The 24661-nt window shown below is 45.6% G+C and carries 18 protein-coding genes; 7 read left to right on the forward strand and 11 right to left on the reverse strand.

Annotation, left to right across the window (positions count from 1 at the left end; translation table 11 throughout):
• The first annotated feature begins 7 nt into the window (after window positions 1-7).
• Entirely contained in the window at window positions 8-607 is a 600-nt protein-coding gene (gene rimI / locus QUB24_RS22405) for a ribosomal protein S18-alanine N-acetyltransferase (protein WP_333155668.1), read from the forward strand.
• 72 nt (window positions 608-679) lie between these two features.
• On the opposite strand, the gene QUB24_RS22410 is transcribed toward rimI, so the two are convergent.
• The 6 genes from QUB24_RS22410 to QUB24_RS22435 form a co-directional block, all read right to left on the reverse strand.
• Complete coding sequence (locus tag QUB24_RS22410; RefSeq protein ID WP_333155565.1) at window positions 680-2158, reverse strand: mechanosensitive ion channel family protein; 1479 nt, start codon at window positions 2156-2158, stop codon at window positions 680-682.
• Entirely contained in the window at window positions 2151-4298 is a 2148-nt protein-coding gene (locus tag QUB24_RS22415) for an adenylate/guanylate cyclase domain-containing protein (protein ID WP_333155566.1), read from the reverse strand. The genes QUB24_RS22410 and QUB24_RS22415 overlap by 8 nt, the downstream gene beginning before the upstream one ends.
• A gap of 172 nt (window positions 4299-4470) precedes the next feature.
• Entirely contained in the window at window positions 4471-6390 is a 1920-nt protein-coding gene (locus QUB24_RS22420; protein ID WP_333155569.1) for a globin domain-containing protein, read from the reverse strand.
• A 129-nt stretch (window positions 6391-6519) separates the two neighbouring features.
• Window positions 6520-6720 carry a hypothetical protein gene (locus QUB24_RS22425; protein ID WP_333155571.1) on the reverse strand — a complete coding sequence of 67 codons (201 nt, stop codon included), beginning with the start codon at window positions 6718-6720 and terminating at the stop codon, window positions 6520-6522.
• 330 nt (window positions 6721-7050) lie between these two features.
• Window positions 7051-9063 carry an EF-hand domain-containing protein gene (locus QUB24_RS22430; protein WP_333155572.1) on the reverse strand — a complete coding sequence of 671 codons (2013 nt, stop codon included), beginning with the start codon at window positions 9061-9063 and terminating at the stop codon, window positions 7051-7053.
• Window positions 9064-9475: 412 nt separating this feature from the next.
• Complete coding sequence (locus QUB24_RS22435; RefSeq protein WP_333155574.1) at window positions 9476-11539, reverse strand: histidine phosphatase family protein; 2064 nt, start codon at window positions 11537-11539, stop codon at window positions 9476-9478.
• Between the two features lie 728 nt (window positions 11540-12267).
• Between QUB24_RS22435 and QUB24_RS22440 the strand changes: the two genes are divergently transcribed.
• Both QUB24_RS22440 and lepB read left to right on the forward strand, forming a co-directional pair.
• Window positions 12268-14745: an ATP-dependent Clp protease ATP-binding subunit gene (locus QUB24_RS22440; RefSeq protein WP_333155576.1), complete on the forward strand. Its 2478-nt coding sequence runs from the start codon at window positions 12268-12270 to the stop codon at window positions 14743-14745.
• Between the two features lie 396 nt (window positions 14746-15141).
• Window positions 15142-15738, forward strand: a complete 597-nt coding sequence (gene lepB / locus QUB24_RS22445) for a signal peptidase I (RefSeq protein WP_333155578.1) — start codon at window positions 15142-15144, stop codon at window positions 15736-15738.
• Between the two features lie 2 nt (window positions 15739-15740).
• Here lepB and QUB24_RS22450 read toward each other — a convergent pair whose 3' ends face one another.
• The gene (locus tag QUB24_RS22450) at window positions 15741-15902 is read right to left on the reverse strand and encodes a hypothetical protein (protein ID WP_333155581.1); all 162 of its coding nucleotides are present in this window, start codon (window positions 15900-15902) and stop codon (window positions 15741-15743) included.
• A gap of 201 nt (window positions 15903-16103) precedes the next feature.
• Here QUB24_RS22450 and QUB24_RS22455 point away from each other — a divergent pair, with 201 nt between their 5' ends.
• Complete coding sequence (locus tag QUB24_RS22455; RefSeq protein WP_006632589.1) at window positions 16104-16427, forward strand: DUF1825 family protein; 324 nt, start codon at window positions 16104-16106, stop codon at window positions 16425-16427.
• Window positions 16428-16552: 125 nt separating this feature from the next.
• On the opposite strand, the gene QUB24_RS22460 is transcribed toward QUB24_RS22455, so the two are convergent.
• On the reverse strand, window positions 16553-18472 hold the full coding sequence (locus tag QUB24_RS22460) for a transglycosylase domain-containing protein (protein ID WP_333155583.1): 1920 nt from the start codon (window positions 18470-18472) through the stop codon (window positions 16553-16555).
• A 308-nt stretch (window positions 18473-18780) separates the two neighbouring features.
• On the opposite strand from QUB24_RS22460, the gene tyrS reads away from it, so the two are divergent.
• The 3 genes from tyrS to QUB24_RS22475 are packed head-to-tail and all read left to right on the forward strand — an operon-like array spanning window position 18781 to window position 21390.
• Window positions 18781-20013 carry a tyrosine--tRNA ligase gene (gene tyrS, locus QUB24_RS22465; RefSeq protein ID WP_333155670.1) on the forward strand — a complete coding sequence of 411 codons (1233 nt, stop codon included), beginning with the start codon at window positions 18781-18783 and terminating at the stop codon, window positions 20011-20013.
• Between the two features lie 45 nt (window positions 20014-20058).
• On the forward strand, window positions 20059-20769 hold the full coding sequence (gene pyrF, locus QUB24_RS22470; protein WP_333155586.1) for an orotidine-5'-phosphate decarboxylase: 711 nt from the start codon (window positions 20059-20061) through the stop codon (window positions 20767-20769).
• Window positions 20770-20805: 36 nt separating this feature from the next.
• Window positions 20806-21390 (forward strand): hypothetical protein, encoded by a 585-nt coding sequence (locus tag QUB24_RS22475; protein WP_333155589.1) that lies wholly within the window; start codon window positions 20806-20808, stop codon window positions 21388-21390.
• A gap of 31 nt (window positions 21391-21421) precedes the next feature.
• Here the strand turns inward: QUB24_RS22475 and QUB24_RS22480 are convergent, their stop codons facing one another.
• The 3 genes from QUB24_RS22480 to QUB24_RS22490 form a co-directional block, all read right to left on the reverse strand.
• Window positions 21422-22339, reverse strand: a complete 918-nt coding sequence (locus tag QUB24_RS22480; RefSeq protein ID WP_333155591.1) for a Bpu10I family restriction endonuclease — start codon at window positions 22337-22339, stop codon at window positions 21422-21424.
• Entirely contained in the window at window positions 22332-23600 is a 1269-nt protein-coding gene (locus QUB24_RS22485; protein WP_333155594.1) for a DNA methyltransferase, read from the reverse strand. Before QUB24_RS22485 ends, QUB24_RS22480 begins: the two co-directional genes overlap by 8 nt.
• A gap of 223 nt (window positions 23601-23823) precedes the next feature.
• Complete coding sequence (locus tag QUB24_RS22490) at window positions 23824-24510, reverse strand: uracil-DNA glycosylase (RefSeq protein ID WP_333155596.1); 687 nt, start codon at window positions 24508-24510, stop codon at window positions 23824-23826.
• Window positions 24511-24661 lie beyond the last annotated feature (151 nt).

Raw genomic sequence — 24661 nt, forward strand, 5'->3', positions numbered from 1 at the left:
CCTACAGATTCGGGCGGGCACGGGGGCACCGCCCCTACAGATTCGGGCGGGCACGGGGGCACCGCCCCTACAGATTCGGGCGGGCACGGGGGCACCGCCCCTACAGATTCGGGCGGGCACGGGGGCACCGCCCCTACAGATTCGGGCGGGCACGGGGGCACCGCCCCTACAGATTCGGGCGGGCACGGGGGCACCGCCCCTACAGATTCCGCCAACTCTCATTGGTATCGGTTGTTTGTGGGCGATTTTAGAAGAAGCTCACATTATAATGCTGGCAATTCATCCTCAGTTTCAAGGTCAGGGTTTGGGACAAGCTCTGCTTTTGGCTTTGCTAAAATCGGCTTGCGACAGGCAATTAGAGCGATCGACTTTAGAGGTGCGGGATTCTAATTTAGCGGCAGTTTACCTGTACAAAAAGTTTGGTTTTAAAGAGGCTGGACGGCGCAAGCGATACTACGAAGACACTGGGGAAGATGCTCTGGTGATGTGGCGCAGCGGTCTGGAAAAACCGGAATTTCAGCGATATTTGGCGGATGAGAAACGGGAGATGTGCGATCGGCTGCATCAGAAAAACTGGCATTTGGCGATCGATAATTTTGATTTTTGAGTGTAATTTGTTGCGTATTTAACTGGTTTTGACAAATAATTGGTTACTCGATATCAATTTAGTTCAAAATCCTCATATAGAATCAACCTCAGCTCTTGACGAAACATCTGCCTGCCCGGCCATACTTACCGCTTTGCTTCGCGCTTCGATAATTTGACCTATCTCGCGGCCCAAGCTTGGTTGACGTTCAATCATCGTATTTACAGCATCTGAGTAGACGACAAGAACCTGCAAATCGTCAACGGCGACAACCGATACCGGACTCGGTTCCCCACTAAACAGCGCCATCTCGCCAAAAAACTCACCACTCAAGATAGTCATTACCTCCAACTCCATGCCCAACTTGTTCGTGACTGTTACCTTAGCCTGACCCGCAATGATAATGTACAAAGCATTACCAGGATCGCCCTGCCGGATGACTTTCTCACCCGCACCAAACTTCTGTAAAATAGTTCCCTTAGTTAAGTCATCTAAATTTTTTGGCTCTCTAGCTAAAGGCATAAATCCGGGAATTGAGTGCAGGCTTTGGGCTAACTTACTTGAAGCGCTATCTGCCTTATCAGCAGCTTCCACAGCATAGGAGTATCGGTAGCGATATAGCGTCAGGTTGTTTCGCTGCGCTGCGTACCAGATTCGTGTCATAAATCGATCGAGTATCTGCTCCATATCTTCAAAGTTTTCGATAAAAAACTCCACCTCATAGATAATTGCAGTCTCATCATAGGATGTAGTTTTGCTCTCAGGTTCGGGTTCGGCTAATATCCCCTGTGTAGCCAAAGCTGTACTTAGCAGTACCTGCTTCACCAGGTTAGGGGGGCTATCGTAAGAAAAGCCAATATTGATACGTTGGTTGTAAATGCGTTCTGGTTGGCTGTAATTATGAATTATTTCTTTTCCAACAAATTGATGGGGAACGATAATCACCTGCCGCTGGAGATTTAGCAGGCGAACAGAGCGCCAATTGATATCAATTACCTGCCCTTCGATATCTCCAATTCGCAACCAATCACCCACACTGAAGGGGCGTTCTAGAAGCAGCGCAATGCCAGACATGATGCTGCCTAGTGTGTCCTGAAGCGCCAAACCGATCACGATCGAACTCACGCCCAATCCCGTAGCAAGACCAGCCAAATCTGCACCCCACACCACCGCCAGCACGATCGCGCTTCCCACAAGCACCAAAAATAACCTAGAAAGGTCGATCAGCAGTTTGGGCATCCGTGCCCGCCATGTATTTGCCTCAGCTTCTTCAAACAAAATTACATTAAACAGCGAGAGAGAAGCGTAGATAACAGATATCCAAAACAGCGTTGCGACGAGCTTTGCAAAATTCCCGTCAACGTCAAGCCTCACGACATTCCTGATTAAAACCATCAGCATTAAGACTGGCAGTACGAGGTTTTTTACAACCTGCAGCGTAGCCGCCAGCGGTCTACCGCGCCTTTCTAGATGATAAATAACCTCTCCTAGTAAAACGACCAGGAGTGGGAACCCTAATCCGACAATTACCGCCCAGGTTTGCCAGTCATTTGAAAAGCTTAAATTACTCATAAACTTCTTCCTCTCGAACACTTACGGTCAGCTTAGAAGTTTTGACTTGCCAAGCCACTAGCTTTTCTTTTCCAGGTTCTTGAATTTCACCAACCAGCTCAAAATCGTAGAGATCGTGGAGCCGCGAGCAGAGGTCTTGAGAAACTAAGATTGTTCCTGGCCCACAAGCCGACTTCAATCTATTGGCAATATTTACACTATCGCCCCAAACGTCGTATAGCAATTTATTTTTACCAATCACGCCTGCAACCACATCTCCTGAATTGATACCGATCCGCAGGTCTAGATGTAAGTCTTTTTCATAACTAAATCGGCGGACAAACGACAGCATTTCCAAAGCAAAATCTAGCGTGCGTTTGTCATGATCCAGACGCGGCATACCAAGCCCGCATACAGCCATGTAACCGTCACCAATAGTTTTAATCTTCTCTAGACCGTATTTATCTGTCATTTCATCAAAGCCTGTTACCAGTTCATTCAGCAAGCGAACAACCTCTTGAGGCGACATTGATTGAGTCAGTTTGGTGAATTGGTGGAGGTCGGAAAACAAGATCGAGACATTAGAAATTTGCTCGGCAATTTCTCGATCGCCCTGTTTGAGGCGTTTGGCGATTGCCGGACTAAATATACTTAAGACTAATGCTTCATTTTCGCGATTTTCGCGATCGATTAGTTGAGTTTCGGTACGAAGGCTGCCTATCGTTTGGTTAAATGACTTAGCTAAGTCTCCAAATTCATCTTGCGAACCCGATTTGACCACGGCATCAAATTCCCCAGCCCCCACCTGGCGAGCGCTTTTGATTAAAGTATTGATGGGTCTGACAAAGATTGAGGTCAGCCACATGGCAACAAGGGTGATTAGCGCGATGATTAAAGTAGCGCCAATCAAAACTTTTTTTTCAAACGAGTGAATTGAGGCATAGGCTTCAGAAACATCCATCTCCGCCAAGATCGCCCACTTCAATCCATTAATCTCTAGTGGAGCATAAGAACTCAAAACTGGAATATTACGATAATCGTCGATCGCCTCCGTGCCCTGTTTCCCAAAAAAAGCTTCCTTCACTGCTTTTGTTTGCACTTCCTGTAGGAGGATTGTAGTATTGAACTCTTTGATTTTCTTGACAGTCTTTTCATCAGTGCCGATCGAGCGTAGAGTTTTTGCATGACCTTCTGGGTCTTCAATCTGGAAACGAGACGCAGAGCGCATTAAATAATCCGACCCAACCAGATAAGTTTCTCCTGAATCGCCCAGACCATTTTTTTTCCAATTTTTGTTGCCAGTCATCACATTGTTAATTTTGTCAACGGGAAGCTGGAACGCCAAAACACCAATGAATTGGGAGTCGTTAAAGATTGGGGTAGCGATAAAAGCCGCAGGCGAACCGTAGGAAGGGCTGTAGGGTTTGAAATCTACTATTTTCACATAGCCCTTTCCATTTGCTTGTCGTGCCGCGGCGATCGCGGATGCTAGGTTACTCTCGTTGTAGGGGCCGTTGGTGAAGTTTGTGGTAAAGTCAGCTTCTTTAAAAACCGTGTAGACAACAGTTCCTTCGGGATCGATCAAAAACATATCGTAGTAACCGTATTTTTCCACTATATTGCGAAAAATAGGGTGGTAGCGGGCGTGAGCGCGGCTGTAAGCGCTGGCGTCGCCTGGATTGTCAAGGAGAAGTTTTTTGCCAACGGGGTTGGGGTTGGCAGCGATATAGTGGTACTGCAAGTAACGGGCAGCAGTTGTTTTTGGCGTGTAGGATGCCAGAACGGGGGAACCCTCGTTAGTTCGCGTTAGTTTAGTTAAAAATTCTGTCCGGTAGAAGGTATCAATTTTTGCGTCAAAATCCGCTGGTACTGTTGATTGTTCAAGTTGGCGGTAGGCTGTCTTGAACTCCTGCATGGCACCGACGACTGTTAGGTCTTCGCTTAAGGTTTGGCTATGGTGGTAAAGGCTTTGAAAATAATCTTGGATTTGATCAGTTTTGGCCGCCCGAAGGCTGGTTAATTGGTTGAAGACTTTTTCGGTCAGAGTAGCTTTCCCACTGCTAGAGCATATATAGGTGGTGGCGACCATAGCGCAAACACTGACTACCAGCAACATAACTATGAGTTTTGTCTTTATACTTAATTGCTTAAATAATTGCATAGGATTTTTCCTTATCTTCTTTCCCTTATTTATTTTATATCCAAAAAATTAAAGAGTAATTTCTCACCATTAGTAGCGATCGCATTTCAGTAAGCCAAAGCTTTTCTACTCACGGTGTCGTCACCTTGAGTAGAAAAGCAGACATGAAGGTCAAAAACAAGCTGGGATCAATTTATTTGTTTGTGGCCTCATCTTCCAGAGACTTATACTTCGATCCATCAGGCATAACAGCACCTTCGAGCAAAGCACCACTCAGGTCAGAAATGCTAACTTTAGCACCTTTGAGATTTGCACCAGTTAGGTAGGCACTCTTCAAGTTTGCACCACTCAAACTAGCATCTCTCAAATCTGCACCACTCAGGTTCGCATGACTTAAATCTGCACAAATTAAACTAGCATTACTAAGATTCGCACTACTAAGATTAGCCTGAGTCAAGCTAGCAAAACTCAGTTTTGCATGACTTAAATTTGCACCACTAAGTTTCACCTGACTGATATTAGCATTATCTAAATTGGCATAAGTCAAATTAGCATTACTCAAGTCGCTTTCCATCAAATTGGCTTTACTAAGATTGGCATGAGGAAGATTAATATCTACTAACTCCGCACCAATAGCATCCAAACCTCTAAGAGAAACACCATCCTCATTCAAATCTTGGAGTGCCAGAATTCTGGCATAGCTAACTTTTACGCCGTGTGCTGCATCAACTATACTCCAAGCTTGGTAATGAAATTGCTTTCTGCGATCGGGTGCTTCCTTAATGAATAAAATTAAAGCAACGACAAGACTGAGAGCATCAACACTCTCCAAAATCTCTCCAATCAGAGAATTATCATCCGCCCCCACATAAATTATGATGAAGAGAACGGCTGAAACACTAGCCACTAACCAGGCTGGTTGCGTCCAAAAATTATCAATGAATTTTTCTAAAATTCCTTTGAGAACTTCACCCAATCGCTGAACGAATGATTGACCTTGAAATTGCTGATAACTCTCAGTTATTTTCGAGAGCATTTTGGGGATAATTTTACCATCCAACTGAATTAATCCTAAAGGCTTTTTTTGTTCCTCGGTTGGCGGCGCTATGGGCTTAGATTCGTTCAGTAATTGTGTCTTTGATTCTTGTGGCTGATGGTGGGTGACATCTTTTTCATCTGGAACAACATTGGGTGTAGAAACAACACCTGCGCCTTTTAACATCAAACCAGTAATTGTTCTGTAGGCATCTGTCCATGCCCGCTTGACTTCGGGAGTCCAATCTTCTTGGAGATACTGCTCAAAAGTCATCAGCAGTGCGTCTCCAACTGGCCCATAATATTTGGGAATTACCCCATAGCCGATGTGTCTGCCTCCCAAGGCCTTGAGAACTGGCCCTAAAGCTGCTGGAGAGCGGAGATTTTCTACTACCAATACCAAAGCATTTATGAGCTTTTTCTGTTGCTTTTCTATCTCAATATTGGCAAACAGCGGTTTATATTCTGGGTGAGCGATGAAGAGGTTTTCGTAGAAGCTAGCGGCAAATTCATCAGCACGAGGTTTGATTTTATCGAAACTGCTTTCCAGTACATCTACGGCTAACTCTGGCTCTTTTTCTGGAACTGATTCTAGTGGGTGATTAGCTGCTATATTTACCTGTTTATCGGGAATAATCTCTGTTTCTAATTGAACTTCTTCAGGTGTAGTTTCTACACCTGCGCCTTTTAACATCAAAGCAGTAATCGCTCCGTAGGCATCGATCCATGCTTGTTTGACTTCAATAGTCCAATCTTCCTGAAGATACTCCTCAAAGGTCATTAGTAGTGCTTCTCCAACTGCCGGGTAAGAATTGGCGATCGCTCCATAACCCACGTGTCTCCCTCCCAGTGCGTTTAGAACTGGCCCTAAAGCCTCTGGAGAACGAAGATTTTCTACTACTAAAACCAGAGCATTTATCAGCTTTTTCTGTTGCTTTCCCATTTCAGTATTGGCAAACAGTGGTTTCACTTCTGGATAAAGTTTAAACAGGTTATCGTAGAAAGTAGTCGCAAATTCATCAGCACGAGGTTTGATTTTCTCAAAACTTTGCTCTAAAAGTTCAACATTTAAAGACATATTTTTGTTTCTCTCTTGAAAGTTGACCATCCCTTGTCTAAAGACCCGGTTTTTTAACGATCCGGCTCTGATGAATGCTTTTAATAGAGAGTTGGAAGAGAGTTTATTTGCTGACGCCAGGGCAAAATATTACAAACTCAAATTTTCCAATTCTTGAGACACCATAGCCATAAACTCTCCTGCATCGTTGATGCCCATTTCTCCTAAAGCTTTCCACTCTTCACTGCTGTAATCTAAATCGAGTCCCATCACCTCTTGAGTCCAATAGGGCAAATTAGATGGGTTTTCCATTAGCTCACAGGTGATCCTTAAGATTTCTGTTCCGCTCATCTTTTTTCTAACCTTTGTGGCCAAGCAAAAGGAGAACAATTTCGCCAAATTACTTTCTGGTGGGATGGCTATTAGAAATGCCATATTTTGTGCTAGTACAAACTTGTCTAACTTCATTGGATCTTTACCTCGTATTTTTGTATTCAACTAAGTTTTTTTTGTATGAGGGAGAGCAAGTTCAGGAATTACGCAAAAGTTCAAATAAACCTGGTTTTTTGACTTGGATAAATAGCCAGTAAGCCGATTTTACGTCAAAGAACCCCGGTTTATGTGTAAGTCCTAAACTTATGACTCTCGCTGAAGATCATAAATCAATTGCCAGAAGTTTTGCTAGAAATTTTCTTTCCTATAGCCAAACCCGTATTTATGGCAGAGATTTCTCAATTGTACCGAGAGTCCAGGAGGGCCGCAGAAATATACGTCAACTTTATTGGGCGCGTGTTGCTGCGCTACATCTTTAAAAATCTCCTCCCAGTCTGGACGACCCGTTTGTGTACGGCTCTTTAAACCTGTAATCAAATCAACCTGTGTTTGGGAATGCATCAAATCCATTGCCACAAATAGGGTGCTGGATTTCATATCTGACTTTTGTTGGGCACCTGTCAGATACAAATTAATGTCAAATAAGTTGTTAGTGTCTTGGGCTTCGATTCTGGATAAGAGTTCAACAAACCATTCAAACGCTTTTTGCTCTCGGTTGAGCCAGTAAAAATGTACCTTTTGTAAACGCATTCCTGAAGAACCGTGTTGGCTTCGGTACAGCATACTTTTCAGAATAGAGGCAAAGGGAGTTACGCCAATACCCGCACCGATGAGAATAGCGTACTTAGATTCAAAGATATGGGTACTTGGTGTCCCATAGGGCCCATCTAAATGGACAAGCACTCCAGGCTCGTATTTAGAGTTACCTGACCGTATCCATTGCTCGTGCTGTTCTCGGAAAAGTTGATATAATTTTCCAGTCCAACTGCCCGCAGAGCGTATGTGTACAGATAAGACATCCTGCATTTCGGGGGCGCTACTAATTGTGAATGGATGCCATTCATATTTGGAGAGACTGGGACATTTAACAAACACGTAGTCCCCTGGTTGATAGTGGAAAGATTTCGGACGTGCAATTTCCAAACCTAGAACTTTGGAGGGGAGTAAAGAGGCATTAACTACATAGGCAGGCTCTTTTGTATTCTGGCGGCGAATAACCAGTTCGATCGCGAATCCCACAACAGGTAACAACACCCACTGCCAAAAAACTGGCCCGTGAACTAACGCCAGGGCAAACCACACGACGTACAACATATGAGCTGTATAGAAAAGCGCAAATTTTCCGCCTTTGCGGATTGGAGCTTGCGCTGTCACCCACATAACTGCGAAAACTAGCAGTAATAAAAATCCTGACAAGCCAGCCTTCGTTGCAAAAAGACTTTGTGCAAAGGGAACGGGCAATGTGGTGTAATTGAGAAAGTGCGCGATCGTATGGACGATCGCAAAGGCAAACATGAATTGACCCACGAGCTTGTGAAACTCGATGCCCTCATCTATCGGCAGATAGTTGTTGATCCTCGTTTTGCGAAGCCAAGTCATAAAATGCCGCAGCATGGGAATCAGGATCAATGCCCCGTTGAAGTTGAGCGCTGCGCCACATCCCCGCGCAATTTGAACGTACACATTTGCGCCTTGACTTGCATATCGATCGACAGCCCCAAAGAAAAGAACCAGATTGGCAATAAGATAGAGGGACAAAAAAGCGATCTTGACCCAGTTGTTTTGAATATAATGCTTGATGTACGCCTTTGGCGACCTTTTCTCTTTGGGCGCAACTGCTATGGCGTCGTCGTCTGGCTGGCGAGGTTTTAACCAGCTAACCGGGCTAACTGCCATCGCCTCAAGCAGATCGGGATGCTTTCCGATTAAACCTTTGAACTCTTCAAAAGAAATTTCGCCACTTTTATCGGTATCAGCTTCTAAAAACAAAATGTCAACCAGACCGGTAACTTGTTCCGGCGGAAAGGTTAAATTATTTTCCTTCAAGCTAGCAGCAATTAAGTGAGAAACTTCGTCTTTTTCGATGGAGCCATCCCCGTTAATGTCGTGCAATTGATAAGCAAATTTTAGTTTTTCTTCTTCTGTGGCAAAGACAAGTTCTTCTACTGTTTTCAAAAATTCATCAAGGTCTATAACGCCACTTTTATCGTTATCAAACATCGCAAACATTCGCTCGGCAAAATATTCATCTTTCAGCCCCATAGCTTTCTTAAACTCTGAGCGATCGATTTGTTGGTCTTTTCCACCAATCTTGGTAAAGACTTGTCGCAATTCCTCTAAAATTTTTCTCGGAGTATCCATCGTGAGATTAACCTCGGTTTTTTTTGTTTTCCAATTTTTCGCCAGTTATGGAGCCAGCTAAAACTATCATTCTTGCATTACTGTATACAGCAGTCGGACAAATAAGCATGACATCATTTTTCAAATTTGAATATGATGTCATGCTTAAGCTGTGGAGCATTTAAACCACTAAGGATCGTCAATGAAATAATTTCCCTTTTTTCTTGTGGGATGGGCGTCCCGCCCGTCCTTTCTGGGCGGGCGTCCCGCCCATCCCACAACAGTCATGAAAAGTGGATTTTATTTAATTCTCATCCCTAACGAGGCCAGTAGGGTGCGTCAGCTCTATCGCTTCCACCGGCAAGGGAAACGCTGCGGAATGACGCACCATACAATACTATTTTAAATGCTCCACAGCTTATTGAACCAAAGTTTAGATTTGAGCAACGTTAAGGTTAGCAACTAACCCATACGTTGATATGTACTCTTCTAACTCCGCTAAATCAACACTGCCATTTTTATCGGAGTCAAGAGTATTAAAAAGATAATCAGTGATGTAGCTTCTGACTTCTTCAGAGCTACGTTCGCCTGTTGTCATATCTTCGATTAGCCCTAACAACTCCATAATCTCAGTTCGTTCTAGCGCCTTACTTCCATCCGTATCCAATTGCATGAAAAGCTTTTTGATATCTGCTGTTGCCACTCTCGAAGAACGCAGTGTTTCTCTCAGTATGTCATTGCCAAATGAATTCATGAACAATATCTGTTCGATGAGTGGTATGCAGAAGAACCCCAGCGCTGCCCAAAAAATTGCATATCTTACGGCTTCTGGATTTGCAGTTGTACTAACTCCGATGAAAAGAGCAGCCCAAAGGAAAAAGTTTGGATTCACAAGCAGGATGTAAGCATCGCGAGCTTCTGCCTTGCTAAGCTTGCCCTTTGTAAATGCTGAGGTTAATACAGCCAAAACCCGCATTGAGACAAAGACCAAAGTTGCCAATGCTAGTTGTTGCAGACAAGCGAGCGAGCGATTCGGATCGGTTGAAGAAAATAGATCCGAAATGAAGGTTGATGGAGTAAACTGAAAGCCTGTTGCCAAGGCCATGAATGCGACAGCAAGCACTCCGATGAATTTCCAGTTTTTACTGTGGTGGTTTGATTCAACAGGGGATTTGTCGCGCCAAAACTGGGCGATCGCACCCGGTATTGCCAGACCTAAAATTAGAATAATGCCGAAAAAGATCAGGCTGTCAACGTTAATGGGTAAATTGGCAACCTTCAATGTAGCCAGAAGCGCCAGTGGAGCAACGATTGATAGCGTTCTTGACAAAAGAGCCGACGGATAAAGATTACCGCCCCAAAGCACTGATAAAACTGGGGAAGTAAGGGCTGGCGGAACCATCCAAAACAGCACCCACAAAACTTTGTACAGATCCGCTTCAGTCTGATACAAAAATCCAGAAAATATTAAAAATAGCCCAACTGCCCATCGCACTGCCATCCACCCATAAACTAGATATTTCACAGTAGAGGTTACTTTGCGTTTACTCGCTGCAAAGTCAATGTCTAGGTAGGTATAAAACGTTGAGGCGGCAAGACACGCAACGATTATTGCTCGAAATAGGACTGAGGGAATCCCTGCTTCTGAGGTGCTGATTGCCCTTGCCAAGCTTCCCAGCAAGAAGGCGGTGGCATAGATCAAAATCGCCCACATAATTGAAAGATCGTTGATCTCTTTCCGCAGGGAAGCAGCACCGCCGGATTCCTTATCGCGAAACTTGACGAGATCCACACCGCTGAGAGCTTTGCCATTGGGGAGTTTCAGGTGTTTATAAGCTGTCGGCGGTAGACCGCTTAAATAAAGTGCTAGAGGCTCCAATACATATTGGTGGCACACTACTAGAACTGTTTCTCCCCGTTCCAAGTGCGGTACTATTTTGTCTTCGTAGAAACGGGCTGCGCGAGAGTAAACTTGGGCAATCTTTTCGCCAGCCGGAGGTGCTTCGTTATGTGAATGCAACATTTCCTCGAAGCCTTCGTAGCCCAGTGCTAGACGCAGCAAATTTAGGTTACGGCCCGCAAAAATGCCAAAGGATTTCTCGCTAATTCGATGGTCTATCTCAACCGGGGTATTTGGCGACTTTAGTGCTTGACTTTCAGCAAGGGCGATTTCACAGGTTTGCCTAGCGCGTCTCATGTGGGAGACATATACTGCGTCAAACTTTGTACCTTTTTTCTTGAGGTCAACACCTGCACGGCGTGCCTGCAATCGGCCAAAGGATGTGAGGTCAACATCCAGAACTCCTGCAAAAATATTGCGTTCGTTACTGGTACTTTCACCGTGCCGAATAAAGTAAACACGTCCTAGCTGTTCTGCATTGAATTCTTTGTGTGAAGCCACAGAAGTTGTTGTGGATCCATCCTGGAATTTACCTGTAACTTCGATCGAGCCATTGTCGGTACTTTCTACCTGGTCATCTAAGTTTTTAGTGTTCATTATTTACTTTAACTACGCCTTAAACAGGATTTAGATTCTTTTCCACGATTGAAGTTTCAGACTTTTAAGTTCAGACGAGTTAACGACCAAAGCACTCTGCTACGAAAGCAAGGTCTTGAACCATGCTGAGTATAGTCTGAGGCAAACTCCTCGGAGTGTAGCAACGCTCACTAATTGCTCAGGAGCGATCGCACAACTGACAACATGAATACTACCCAAATCTTCAAAGGATCTCAAACAAAATTTTAGAGAAAAAAGCCCAGCTCGCTCTTTCCCTCGCAAACCAAAAGATTCTTGAGATGGACAGCAGCTTAAGAGGGAGTTTAGGGGATCGATCGCCCATCTAACTAATAAGTTTTGTGCAAAACCCGGCCTGTACTTCGAGAATTATCACTTTTGCACCTGCATGACAGCCAAAAAGATTATGCTAGAATCCTCAATACATAGTCGTAGGTTGGGCACAGGCCGAGAAGAGCAATCTTCTTGCAGTCTAGGGGAGGTTGTAGGTCAGCCACCATTTGGGTCTTCCCAGTTGAAAGCCATCCTGCAACGGCAGCCTAGAATCTGCAACCGCTTTTCCAGTGCGGCAGAGCGGTTGGGAGTGTCACGCTAGAATAAGCAGTACGAGTAGGGACACGGCATTGCCCTGTCCCTACGAGAACAAAAACGCTCGTTGTGCGAGCGTGACCTCGAAACGGGCACATAGCAGCAGGTGATGGGAATAAATCATGTTTGAACGCTTCACAGAAAAAGCAATAAAAGTAATCATGTTGGCCCAGGAAGAAGCTCGCCGCCTGGGTCACAACTTCGTAGGGACAGAACAGATCCTCCTGGGTCTGATCGGTGAAGGAACCGGGGTTGCAGCTAAAGTCCTCAAATCAATGGGGGTCAACCTCAAAGACGCTCGGATTGAAGTGGAAAAAATCATCGGGCGCGGTTCCGGCTTCGTAGCAGTAGAAATTCCGTTCACCCCCCGCGCCAAGCGGGTTCTAGAACTATCCCTAGAAGAAGCTCGTCAACTCGGACACAACTATATAGGTACTGAACACCTGCTGCTGGGCCTGATCCGCGAAGGTGAAGGAGTAGCGGCTAGAGTCTTAGAAAACCTGGGAGTAGACTTGTCGAAAGTCCGCACCCAAGTGATTCGGATGCTGGGAGAAACCGCAGAAGTCGCAGCCACTGGCGGCGGCGCTCGCACCAAAACCCCAACCCTGGATGAATTCGGTGCCAACCTGACTCAAATGGCGGTCGATGGCAAACTAGACCCAGTAGTCGGACGCCAAAAAGAAATCGAACGGGTAATTCAAATCCTCGGTCGCCGCACCAAAAATAACCCGGTGCTCATCGGCGAACCCGGAGTCGGCAAAACCGCGATCGCCGAAGGTCTGGCCCAGCGCATTGCTAACAACGATATCCCAGACATCCTCGAAGAAAAGCGCGTTGTTACCCTCGACATCGGCTTGCTGGTTGCCGGTACCAAATACCGGGGCGAATTTGAAGAACGCCTCAAAAAAATCATGGACGAAATCCGCACTGCGGGTAACGTGATTTTGGTGATTGACGAAGTGCACACTTTGATCGGTGCGGGTGCTGCTGAAGGGGCGATCGACGCTGCGAACATTCTCAAGCCGGCTTTGGCAAGAGGCGAACTCCAGTGTATCGGCGCTACAACTTTAGACGAGTACCGCAAACACATCGAACGCGACGCAGCCCTAGAACGGCGCTTCCAGCCCGTGATGGTCGGCGAACCGACTGTTGACGAGACGATCGAGATTCTCTTCGGCTTGCGGGAACGCTACGAACAGCACCACAAGCTGAAAATCTTGGACACGGCCCTGGAAGCTGCAGCCAAACTATCTCATCGGTACATCTCCGATCGCTTCCTCCCAGACAAAGCAATTGACTTGGTAGACGAAGCTGGTTCTAGAGTCCGCTTGATCAACTCCCAACTGCCCCCGGCTGCCAAAGAACTTGACAAAGAACTGCGCCAAGTCCTCAAAGATAAAGACGAAGCGGTGCGTTCTCAAGACTTTGACAAAGCCGGCGAATTGCGCGATCGGGAAATGACGATCAAAGCCGAAATTCGCGCTATTTCCCAAGCCAAAAAAACCGACTCGGCCCGCACCGGCGAAACAGACCCATCGCCAGTAGTCACCGAAGAAGATATCGCTCAAATCGTGGCAAGCTGGACGGGAGTCCCGGTCAACAAACTGACCGAATCCGAATCCGAAAAGCTGCTGCACATGGAAGATACCTTGCACCAGCGCTTGATCGGCCAGGAAGAAGCAGTGAAAGCCGTTTCCCGCGCCATCCGTCGCGCTCGCGTTGGCTTGAAAAATCCCAATCGCCCGATCGCCAGTTTCATCTTCTCCGGGCCTACCGGCGTAGGCAAAACCGAACTCACCAAAGCCCTAGCCGGCTACTTCTTCGGTTCAGAAGACGCGATGATTCGGCTGGATATGTCGGAGTACATGGAACGTCACACCGTCTCCAAACTCATCGGTTCTCCTCCCGGCTACGTCGGCTACAACGAAGGCGGCCAACTCACAGAAGCAGTCCGCCGCCGTCCTTACACCGTCGTGCTGTTCGACGAAATCGAAAAAGCCCACCCCGATGTCTTCAATATGCTGTTGCAAATATTGGAAGACGGCCGCTTAACAGATGCCAAAGGTCGCACCGTGGACTTCAAAAACACGCTGCTGATTATGACCTCAAACATCGGTTCTAAGGTGATTGAAAAAGGCGGCGGCGGCCTCGGCTTCGAGTTCAGCGACAACCAAGCCGATGCTAATTACAACCGCATTCGTTCTTTGGTTAACGAAGAACTCAAAAACTACTTCCGCCCCGAATTCCTCAACCGACTAGACGAAATTATCGTCTTCCGCCAGTTGAACAAGGAAGAAGTCAAGGAAATCGCGGTTATCATGCTCAAAGAAGTGTTCGGTCGTTTGACAGAACAGGGAATCACCCTGGAAGTGACCGAAAAATTCAAAGAACGGCTGGTAGAAGAAGGCTACAACCCCAGCTACGGAGCCCGACCCCTGCGCCGCGCCATTATGCGCTTGTTGGAAGACAGTTTGGCTGAGGAAATCCTTTCTGGCCGCATCAAAGACGGCGACACCGCTGTTGTGGATGTGGGCGAGGACGGAATTGTTAAGGTGCTGCAAGGTCAAAAGCGGGAATTGCTGCCCCAAGGCGTTGAGTAAGTTTGAGTAAGTGCGATCGCGAGTTAAGTTGGGAAAGAACCAATCTCGCGATCGCAAACAACTCAAAATCCTCACATAAAAAAGGTAGAGAATTTAAATTCTCTGCCTTTTTTATGAGTTAATATCAACAGGAGTTATGGCATAAATATTTGATTGATAGGGAAACCGCAGATGCAACGCAGATGCCTTTCAAGATACTTTACAAAGGCTTGCACTGCACGTCTAGTAATTAACAGCGACATACTTCAATGGTAAGATCTACTGCATTTAAATTGTATATTTTGGGCTGGTTCGCGTGCCCAGCCCGCTCATGCTTTGATAATTTGTAGAGATGCAATTTAAATGCTGAGTGAGCTTAATCAGATAATTAGTGGCAACTATTTAGCGAGGACTTTCATGACATCTGAAAAAAAGAATGTGGGTACAGAAGTAGCAGAAAATCCCCCTGCTGAAAGCTGGTGGCAGAAAGCGTGGAAGTCACAGCGAGAAAATCTTCAGATAGTGATTATTGCTTTGAGTTTAGCAATAGTGATTCGAGCCTTGGTCGCCGAACCGCGCTACATACCCTCAGATTCTATGGTACCAACTCTGCACGTGGGCGATCGGGTCGTAGTCGAAAAAATCTCCTACTACCTCGAACCTCCGAAAACTGGCGACATCGTAGTATTTGCTCCTCCCGAAAAGTTGCAAGAACAAGGCTTTACCCAAGACCAAGCATTCATCAAGCGGGTAATTGGCTTACCGGGTCAAACCGTCGCCGTTAAACAAGGTTTAGTTTATCTCAACGACAAACCCCTCGTCGAAAAATATATTGCCGAACCTCCTAAATACCAGTGGGGGCCTTATCGCGTCCCAGACAATGAATACTTTGTGATGGGAGACAACCGCAACAACAGCAACGACTCCAGCAGGTGGGGATTTTTACCTAAGCAGAATATCATCGGCCGCGCTGTAGTGCGGTTTTGGCCTCTAGAACGCATCGGGGAAGTTTGAAGTCAGTTGACTGTTGACAGTTGACTGTTGACAGTTGACTGTTGACTGTTGACTGTTGACTGTTGACTGTTGACTGTTGACTGTTGACTGTTGTCATCGCAAGCCCGATGCCCGATGCCCTGTTTGGCCGATGCCCTGTTTGGCCGATGCCCTGTTTGGCCCATGCCCGATGCCCTGTTTGGCCCATGCCCAATGCTCAATGCCCGATGCCCAATGCCCATGCCTTATGCTGTACGGAAATTTCTACTTATTCTTGTACCTTGAGGGGTAGGGACTTCCTCCGGCAACTGATAAAATAGTAGAAAAAGCAGCGGGATTTCTCGCTTAGATCAAAATTAGTTGAATATTAAAAAATTAGGAAAGCTATGGGATTTTTTGATTCAGAAATTGTTCAGCAAGAAGCCAAACTGTTGTTTGAAGACTATCAATCTCTCATCAAACTAGGCGGCAATTACGGGAAATTCGATCGCGAAGGCAAGAAAATGTTTATCGCTCAGATGGAATCGATGATGGAGCGGTACCGTATTTTTATGAAGCGCTTTGAGCTGTCTGAGGACTTCATGGCTCAGATGACTGTAGAGCAGTTAAAAACACAGCTCAATCAATTTGGCATCACGCCCCAGCAGATGTTTGAGCAAATGAACTCAACGCTGGAGCGGATGAAATCTGAGCTGGAAAAACAATCTTAGTGAGCAGAACGAAGAAGGAAGAAGGAAGAGGGAAGAAGGAAGAAAAAGAAAGTATTCCCAATGCCCTGTTTTTGTTTTGCCCATGCCCTGTTTTGCCCATGCCCTGTTTTGCCCATGCCCAATAATTAAGGGCGCTCAAAAGATGAAGCAGGTTTGAAACTTTCTGCGGGAACTCCCTGCAAAGCTTGGCTCATAAAATCGCGCCAAACAGGGGCGACAATCCCACCCCCAGTAGCACCGTAGCTCATCGGTCTATAATTGTCGTTGCCCATCCAAACAGCCACCGACAACTGCGGCACGTAACCCACAAACCAGATATCCCGTTCTGAGGAAGTTGTACCAGTTTTCCCAGCAGCCGGCCGGCCAAGTTGAGCCGCCCTTGCCGTTCCGCTGGTAATTACTCCTTGCAGGGCGCTGTTGACAGATGCCGCCGCCCAGGAATTGAGGACTAATTTGGGTTTGGGCGTATTGTCGAGCAAGACGTTGCCGCTGCTGTCAGTGACTTGCACGATAAAAGTGGTGTCAGAATGCCAGCCGTTGTTGGCGAAGGTAGCAAAAGCTCCGGCCATTTCTAAAGGAGTGAGGTCAACCGCACCCAAGGGCAAAGAAATCACCGGTTCCATCGGACTTCTGATGCCGAGCACGCGGCAAATCTCAATCACTTTATTCAATCCGACTTCTTGGCCAAGCTTGACGGCGGGAATGTTCAGAGATACTTCCAAAGCTCTGCGGATGCTGACTGCACCGGAGAAGCCGCCGCCGTAGTTTTGAGGGTAGTAGTAGCCGTCGCCGTCGCGGTAGCCCACAGGGGAGTCGTAGACAACTGAATCGGGGCTGTATTTCCCGCTAGCAAAGGCAGCGTAGTAGATAAAAGGTTTAAAAGAAGATCCGGGCTGGCGGCGTGCTTGAATGGCGCGGTTGAACTGACTCTTTTCGTAATCGACGCCGCCAACCATTGCTTTGACGAAGTGGGTGCGGGGATCGACGGCGGCTAGGGCAATTTGACCTTCATCGCGATCGTAAAACAGCCCTTGGTAGTAAAGCCGATTGTGCCACGCTTTGACTGTTTCTTCGGCTATGCGCTGCATTTTGAGGTCGATCGTGGTTTGAACGCGCATTCCTCCCTTAACCACGGCATCTCGCCCGAAACGCCTCGTTAGTTCCTGGACTACGGCTTGTGTTACGTAAGGAACTTGAGAGCCGCCAAAAGAGGTAATTTTGCCTAGCTTAATTTTTTCCTGGCGGGCAGCAGTCTCTTGTGCCGGCGTAATCCATTTAAGATCCTTCATGCGGCCTAAAACGAGGCTTTGCCGCTCTTTTGCCAACTTGTAATTGACGAAAGGACTGTATTCTTCGGGGGCAGAAATTAAGCCGGCCAGCATCGCTGCTTCTGAAAGAGTCAAATTACTTGCTGATTTGTTGAAATAGCTTCGAGAGGCTGTCTCTACGCCGTACAAGTTGTGACCTAAGTAGATTTGATTGAGGTATAGTTGCAGAATTTGGTCTTTGTTGAGAATTTGCTCCAAGCGGATAGACATTACCGCTTCAGCTACCTTGCGACTAAATTTTGACTGGGGAGAAAGAAACAGGTTCTTGACTAGCTGCATAGTCATAGTCGAGCCCCCTTCCACGGTTCGACCTTTCTCTAGGTTGACTATCAGAGCTCTGGCTATCCCGCCAGGGTTGATGCCTTTGTGGGTAAAGAAGTTGCTATCTTCGATCGCCAGAACTGCTCGTTTCAGGTGCGGGGAGATTTGGTCAAGGGGTACGACATCCCGGTTGGCTTCGTCGTGGATGCTGGCTAGCGGCTTGCCGTTGATGTCGTAAATGTGGGTAGTTTCGGTGGGAGAGTAGGTTTGCAAGATCCGAACATCTGGCAAATTGCGGAAGCTGATCGCTAAGCCAACCAGTCCACCAGCGACTACGGAACTGGCAAGCATTGTCATGCTGAGTATGGTTCCGGCGGTCACTTTACTGACTGACTGAACAAACTCGAATACGGGGGCTGAGTTTTCCGTGTTATTGCGGACTGCGTTGGTTGACACGTGGATTTCACTTCCTCACTCGATTTGGGGTTTAAGACTTTTAATTTTAGATGCGAAACCTAGAGACTGTCAGTCGATTTTAGATTTTAGATTTTAGATTTTAGATTTATTCCACAGATGAATCTGGGAGTTTGAACAAGAGTCTAAAATTTGGGGATCTCCACGACTGTTGTACGTGGCAGCGTATCCGTTTTTGGGCGGGGTCAGCTAATGAAAGCCGGTCAGCTTTGGGATTATAGTAGCGCTATAGTTATGTTTTTATGCGTCAACCAGTGAGTGTAACTAATTCTGCTGCACTTTGGCAAAATATGATGGACGATCGCTCCCCGATGATAACTCCTAACCTTTCAGCGCTTTACCGCGGCGTCAGCGAGATTTTTCCAGATCGACCTGATTCTAGCAACCCTGACGAAAATTTAGCCCAACTCCTGGCCCAAGTCGATCGACCGTTGCGCGTCAAACTGGGAATTGACCCGACAGGGAGTGACATTCACTTGGGACACAGCATTTGCGTCCGCAAGCTGCGGGCTTTTCAAGATGCCGGTCACACAGCCGTACTGCTGATCGGAGATTTTACCGCAAGAATTGGCGATCCGACAGGGAAATCCGAGATGCGCCCCCAGTTGACGGCCGAACAAGTGGCGGAAAATGCCAAGACTTATTTAGACCAAGTGCGTCCGATTCTAGATTTTGACACACCCGGACGTTTGGAAATTCGCTACAACTCCGAGTGGTTGTCGAAATTGGACTTGGCGAAGATTTTGGAACTGCTGAAGACCATGACGGTGCAGCAGATGCTCGCTAAAGAGGGATTTGATAACAGGATGCAGCAGGAGAATGCGATTTATCTGCACGAGTTTTTGTACCCAGTAATGCAGGGTTACGATTCGGTGGCTTTGGAAGCGGATGTGGAGTTGGGGGGAACCGACCAAAAGTTTAATATTGCGGTGGGGAGAGATTTGCAGCGGCATTTTGGGATGAAGCCGCAGTTTGGTTTGCTGATGCCGATTTTGATCGGAACTGACGGCGTGCAGAAGATGTCGAAATCTTTGGGAAATTATGTGGGTTTGTCGGAAGACCCGCTGACGATGTATTCTAAGTTGGAGAAAATTGCCGATAGTTCGATCGCCCAATATTTTGAACTATTGACAGATTTGCCGCTTGATGAATTGCCAGAAAATCCGCGAGAAAAACAGAAACTTTTGGCGGTTGATGTGCTGCGCCAGTATCGCGGTGCGGAAGCGGCGGATCGCGCACAACAAGATGCAATTGCGCTGGTTAAAGGTGCTGCGGGACAAGCTGATGCTGTGCCCGAGTTTTCTTTGGCAAGTGTGCAGTTTCCGGCTAAGTTGTTTTATATTCTGAGTGCTAGCGGGCTTTGTAAAAGCAGCGGTGAGGCGCGAAAGTTGATGCAGGGCGGTGGGGTCAAGTTGGAGGGCGATCGGGTTTCTGATGTTAACCTTACTTTTGAATCACCTGCTGATTTATGCGGTAAGGTTTTGCAGGTTGGGAAGAATAAGTTTGTGCGATTGGTGTCTTGAATCTCTTTTTTAACCGCAGATGAATACTGAAGATGAATACTGAAGATGAACGCTGATAATCGAATTATTGTTGCTTTGGATGTTTCGAGTCAAGAAGAGGCGATCGCACTTCTTGACAAACTGCCTGATGTATCCTTCTGGAAAGTGGGTTTGGAACTGTTTGTGAGTTCCGGGCCGGGGATTTTGGAAATTTTAAAACAGCGGGAAAAGCGGATTTTTCTCGATTTGAAGTTTCATGATATCCCGAATACTGTGGCTGGTGCTTGTCGGGCTGCTGCTAAGTACAATGTGGATTTATTGACGATCCATTCTACTTGTGGTAAAGATGCTTTGAAAGCGGCACAGTTGGCTTTGACTGAAGGGGCGGCGGCTGTCGATCGACCGACTCCTAAGTTGATTGCAATTACCCTGTTAACGAGTTTGAATTCGCGACAGTTGGCTTTTGAGTTGAAAATACCTTTGGAGTTGCCGGAATTTGCTTTGCACATGGCATTGTTGGCTAAGGAAACGGGTTTAGCTGGGGCTGTTTGTTCTCCGCAAGAGGTGGAACAGTTAAGAATGAGTTGCGGGGATGATTTTGTGTTAGTTTGTCCCGGTGTGCGTCCGAAATGGGCTGATGGAGGCGATCAAAAGCGATCGATGACTCCGAAGGCTGCTTTGAAAGCTGGTGCGGATTATCTGGTGATTGGGCGCCCGATTACTGCTGCGCCCGATCCGGCGGCGGCTTTTGCGCGTATTTGTGAAGAATTGGAGTAACAATAGGAATGTTGTTTTTACCGCCGATAAACGCCGATGAACGCCGATAGAATTTTATCTGCGTTCATCTGTGTTTATCTGCTTATATCTGCGGTTGCAACTCCGACTTGGGCAGTTAATTTGGTGACAAATCATGCTCACAGTATTAATGCCAGTGGGTATGATTTGTTAGCGCGATCGCCCTGTCCCGCTGATTTAGAAACTTTGGTCGATCGCCTGTTGCAAGATTTGCCGAGTTATGCTAATCGCGTAATTGTGCGATCGCACTTTTCTCCTAACAAAAACACACCGCCCGGTTACGCGCTGCCGCAAATAATTTTAGCCGGCCGCCCGGAGTTTGAACCGCTACCTTTAAATTTTGAAGATGCACTTCCTGAAAATGCCAGTCAAGTTTTCATTACTACTTTGGAACGGCAGTATCGCGGGGGAAAACCAGTCGAAATTGAGCAATATCATTGGTTATTTTTCACTAAAACCGAGAACGGGTGGGAATTAGTGAAAATTGTTTCTAGGTATGATACCGTGGCGGATGTTAGTCCGTTGTTGCGGCCACAGGGGGAGAAAAGCGAAATTGCAGAGGCGATTCGTTTGTGGCTGCGAGATTGTCAGGCAAAGCCATAACTTTCGCTGGTTCCGATGATTTTTTTTACACTTAAAAATAGCCTCTTGACAGCACGTCATCTTCGTCTAGTTCATCTTTACCAATCATCCCTTCAATCTCATTTAAAAATCTCATAAAAACTTCCGGTGCAAAGGGGTTGTTATCGAGATGGTTGACAAAATAATCTTTATTTTTCTTTCTTCCCTCTACCGTACTAAAAGCACTTCTTATATTAGACGATAAGCGTTTTGCTTTTCTTAAAATTAGTATCTCATCAATAGCTGTGAGTGATGAGCTAATCGGCGACATATCAAGCCACTCACATAGCAAGAAATACTTGGCTCCTGGTACACTCAATTTTACATCCAGGGCAGTTGCTGCGCCCTCTTGAAACATGGTTTTATCAAGATTTGTTTTACACTCAGCCGCAACATAAGCAATATTTGCCTCACGGGAGGTAGTCTCCTTAAAATCTTGGTTATGAGAGGCTTTTAGGAATATTTTTCTACTAATCGCAAAATCTTGATCCTTGGCTCGAATACTCATCCCGCCGCCTTTTGGACTGAGTTTTAAACTTGACTCAAATCGTAGTGATGAAAAACACTGTGTTGGGCCAAAGGATAATTCTTTGTCCTTTAATGAATCTGCAAAGACGGTTGTAACTAAGATAGGTATAAATTCTTCAATAATTGAGTTGTCAAGTTTTAATTGCCCTTTTTGACGGTACAAAAAATCATTGTCACTGTCAAAAATTAGTTCAACGTCAATGTATCGCTTATAGGAGGTTAGATGGGATACCATCTCTGGAACAACTTTCAGATCATCCCCCCTGATGTTTTTAAGCGTTTCCAACCATTTTTTATAGTATTCGATTGCTTGATTAACACGCCGTTTATCTGTAGGAGGTAATTTCACGTTATCAAGTAATGCTGCTAGTTTGTCCCCATGTGGTTGAGCTAAATTAAACATAATTTTCTTCTTTTGGGTTGAGTATTTCAATGGTTTTTCGTGAACGCTGCAGATCGAAATAAGGTGAGGGCTGTACTGTGGCAGCCTTATCGATAGCATCCTTGATTTCATCTTTTACTTGTTCATTGGCTACGGAATAAGCAGATATTAAAGCTTCTATAGAAAGAGTTCTGGCTTGATGTATGGCAAAATAATACTGTAAGTCTTCTCTTTTTGTAAAGTGTAGTATATCTTCTTTGATAATTTTTCCATAACGATTTACAAAACTTCTTTCTTGACGGATATCTAAGCTAATCCCCAATACTTGACGAGCAACTTCTGCAACTAACTCCCCATTTAAAAAAGGCGTTCCTCTAATATTTGATTCTTTACCTACTACAAATATTATTCTACTGTTAGGGCGGCATATTCTTAACAATTCTTGCAAAGTATAGGCGAGGTCTAAGCAATATTGAATGACAGTTAGAAATCTATTACTTCTATGCTTGCGATTAGAACCAAACTCGGATTTTGCCACCTCTAAAATTTTCCAGTTTAGTGCTTCAGTAGAACCGCGATACTGCTGATGATAGTTAAATACATTGATATAAGGGGGGGAGGTAATCACAAGATTGACGCTGGAGTTTTGTAAGGGAACGTGTCTTGCATCGGCATTGTAGGCATTTATCGGCTTTTTACTATAGGGTAGTTTAAGGACAAAAGTAGCGATATTTTCCGCAATTGTAAAAACTCTTAATTGGGTAAGTTTTTTGTTTTCTAAGTCTAGCAATATCACTAATGCTTTATGTAGAATATTAAGGAACTTTTCTTCATCATCAACGGCTACGTCTACAATTTTATCTATTAAATCATTGGGTGTAAGTTCTTTTTGTATAGTTTGGAATAGTGGCATTCTCTCCCATATCTCTGTTTTTAGTTGAGTGAGAAAACAATTGATACATTTTTCACGCTTTCTTGGTGAGATAGTGATGAATTTATAAGTGTTAGCTAGGATTAAAGCTGCTGGATTGATTTCTGTTCCGCAGGCTTCCAGTCCGAATCTTCCTGCCTCATATAAAACAGTTCCACTACCTAAAAATGGATCAAAAATCACACTATTTTTATTGGCATATTTCTCAATTAAAGTTTCGACGAACTGGGGTGAAAATTGCCCTTTCCAAGGAAGTGGATTAGTACGTTGTTTATCTTCAATGTCTAATAGTTCTTGAGGAATTTCTTGTCTATTGATAGGAGTTTCACTAAAAATACTAGAGACAACCATAATTCGGATTTTTACTACGGGGCGTGAATTTATGAATGGAAAGCGGGAACTTGTTTTGTAGATGGCAGGTAAAAATCAGAGATTGTTGGTGAAACCAGCCCCCTACAAATTACACATGAAAATTAATTATAATTTTTCGGTGGGTGGGGGCGGGTTTTAAGATTGTGGGTAAAAATCCGAGATTGTGCCTCAAACCAGCCTACAAATCCACAAGAAAAATTGATTAGAATTGCTCTTTGAATTCATCCAGTTTAGCCTTGATAGCCTGCATATCTTGCCACATATACCATTTTGGAGTTTCCGGTTCGCGGGAGGGGTTTCGCAGCAAGTACGACGGGTGAAAAATTGGCATACACAAACGATTTTCCCATTTAATCCATTGACCTCTGATTTTACTAATGGGGCGCTTGTCGCTTAGCAAACCTTTGAGGGCTGTTGCACCGGTTAATAAAATAATTTTGGGGTCTAAGATGCGAATTTGTTCGAGCAAGTAAGGTTTGCAAGCTTCGATTTCTTTTGCTGTCGGAGGGCGGTTGTTGGGAGGGCGACATTTGATGACGTTGGCAATGAATACGTCGGTTTCTGCACTCAATCCCACGGATTCTAAAATCTTATCTAACAGTTTGCCCGATCGCCCGACGAAGGGCAATCCGGTTTCATCTTCGTTTTGTCCGGGCGCTTCTCCCACAATCAAAATTGAGGCTTGAGGATTGCCGCGCCCGATGACGGCGTGAGTGCGGCTGTTGCCCAATTCGCAGCGGTAGCAGCGGTTGCAGTGCTCGCCGATTTGTTCCATATTTTGATAAGTGCCCGGAGGAATGGGAATTTTGGCATTTGCTGGTATTGAGTCTGTTTGGAAAGTGGCACTTTGATTGTTGTCAAAAAGGCTGAGTTGCAAGTCGCTGGACATAGTTTTTACAATTAGGGAGATATTTTGGAGTCTAGAGTTTATAGTTTAGATCGGGTTTGGTGATTTGAGATTGGCTAGAAGCTTGTAGGTGATGCTGTCGATTCCCTACGGGATAGCTACGCTGGCGCGTACAATCTCCAATTGTTTGGTT

It is taken from the genome of Microcoleus sp. B9-D4, assembly GCF_036705105.1.
Classification (GTDB): Bacteria; Cyanobacteriota; Cyanobacteriia; order Cyanobacteriales; family Microcoleaceae; genus Microcoleus.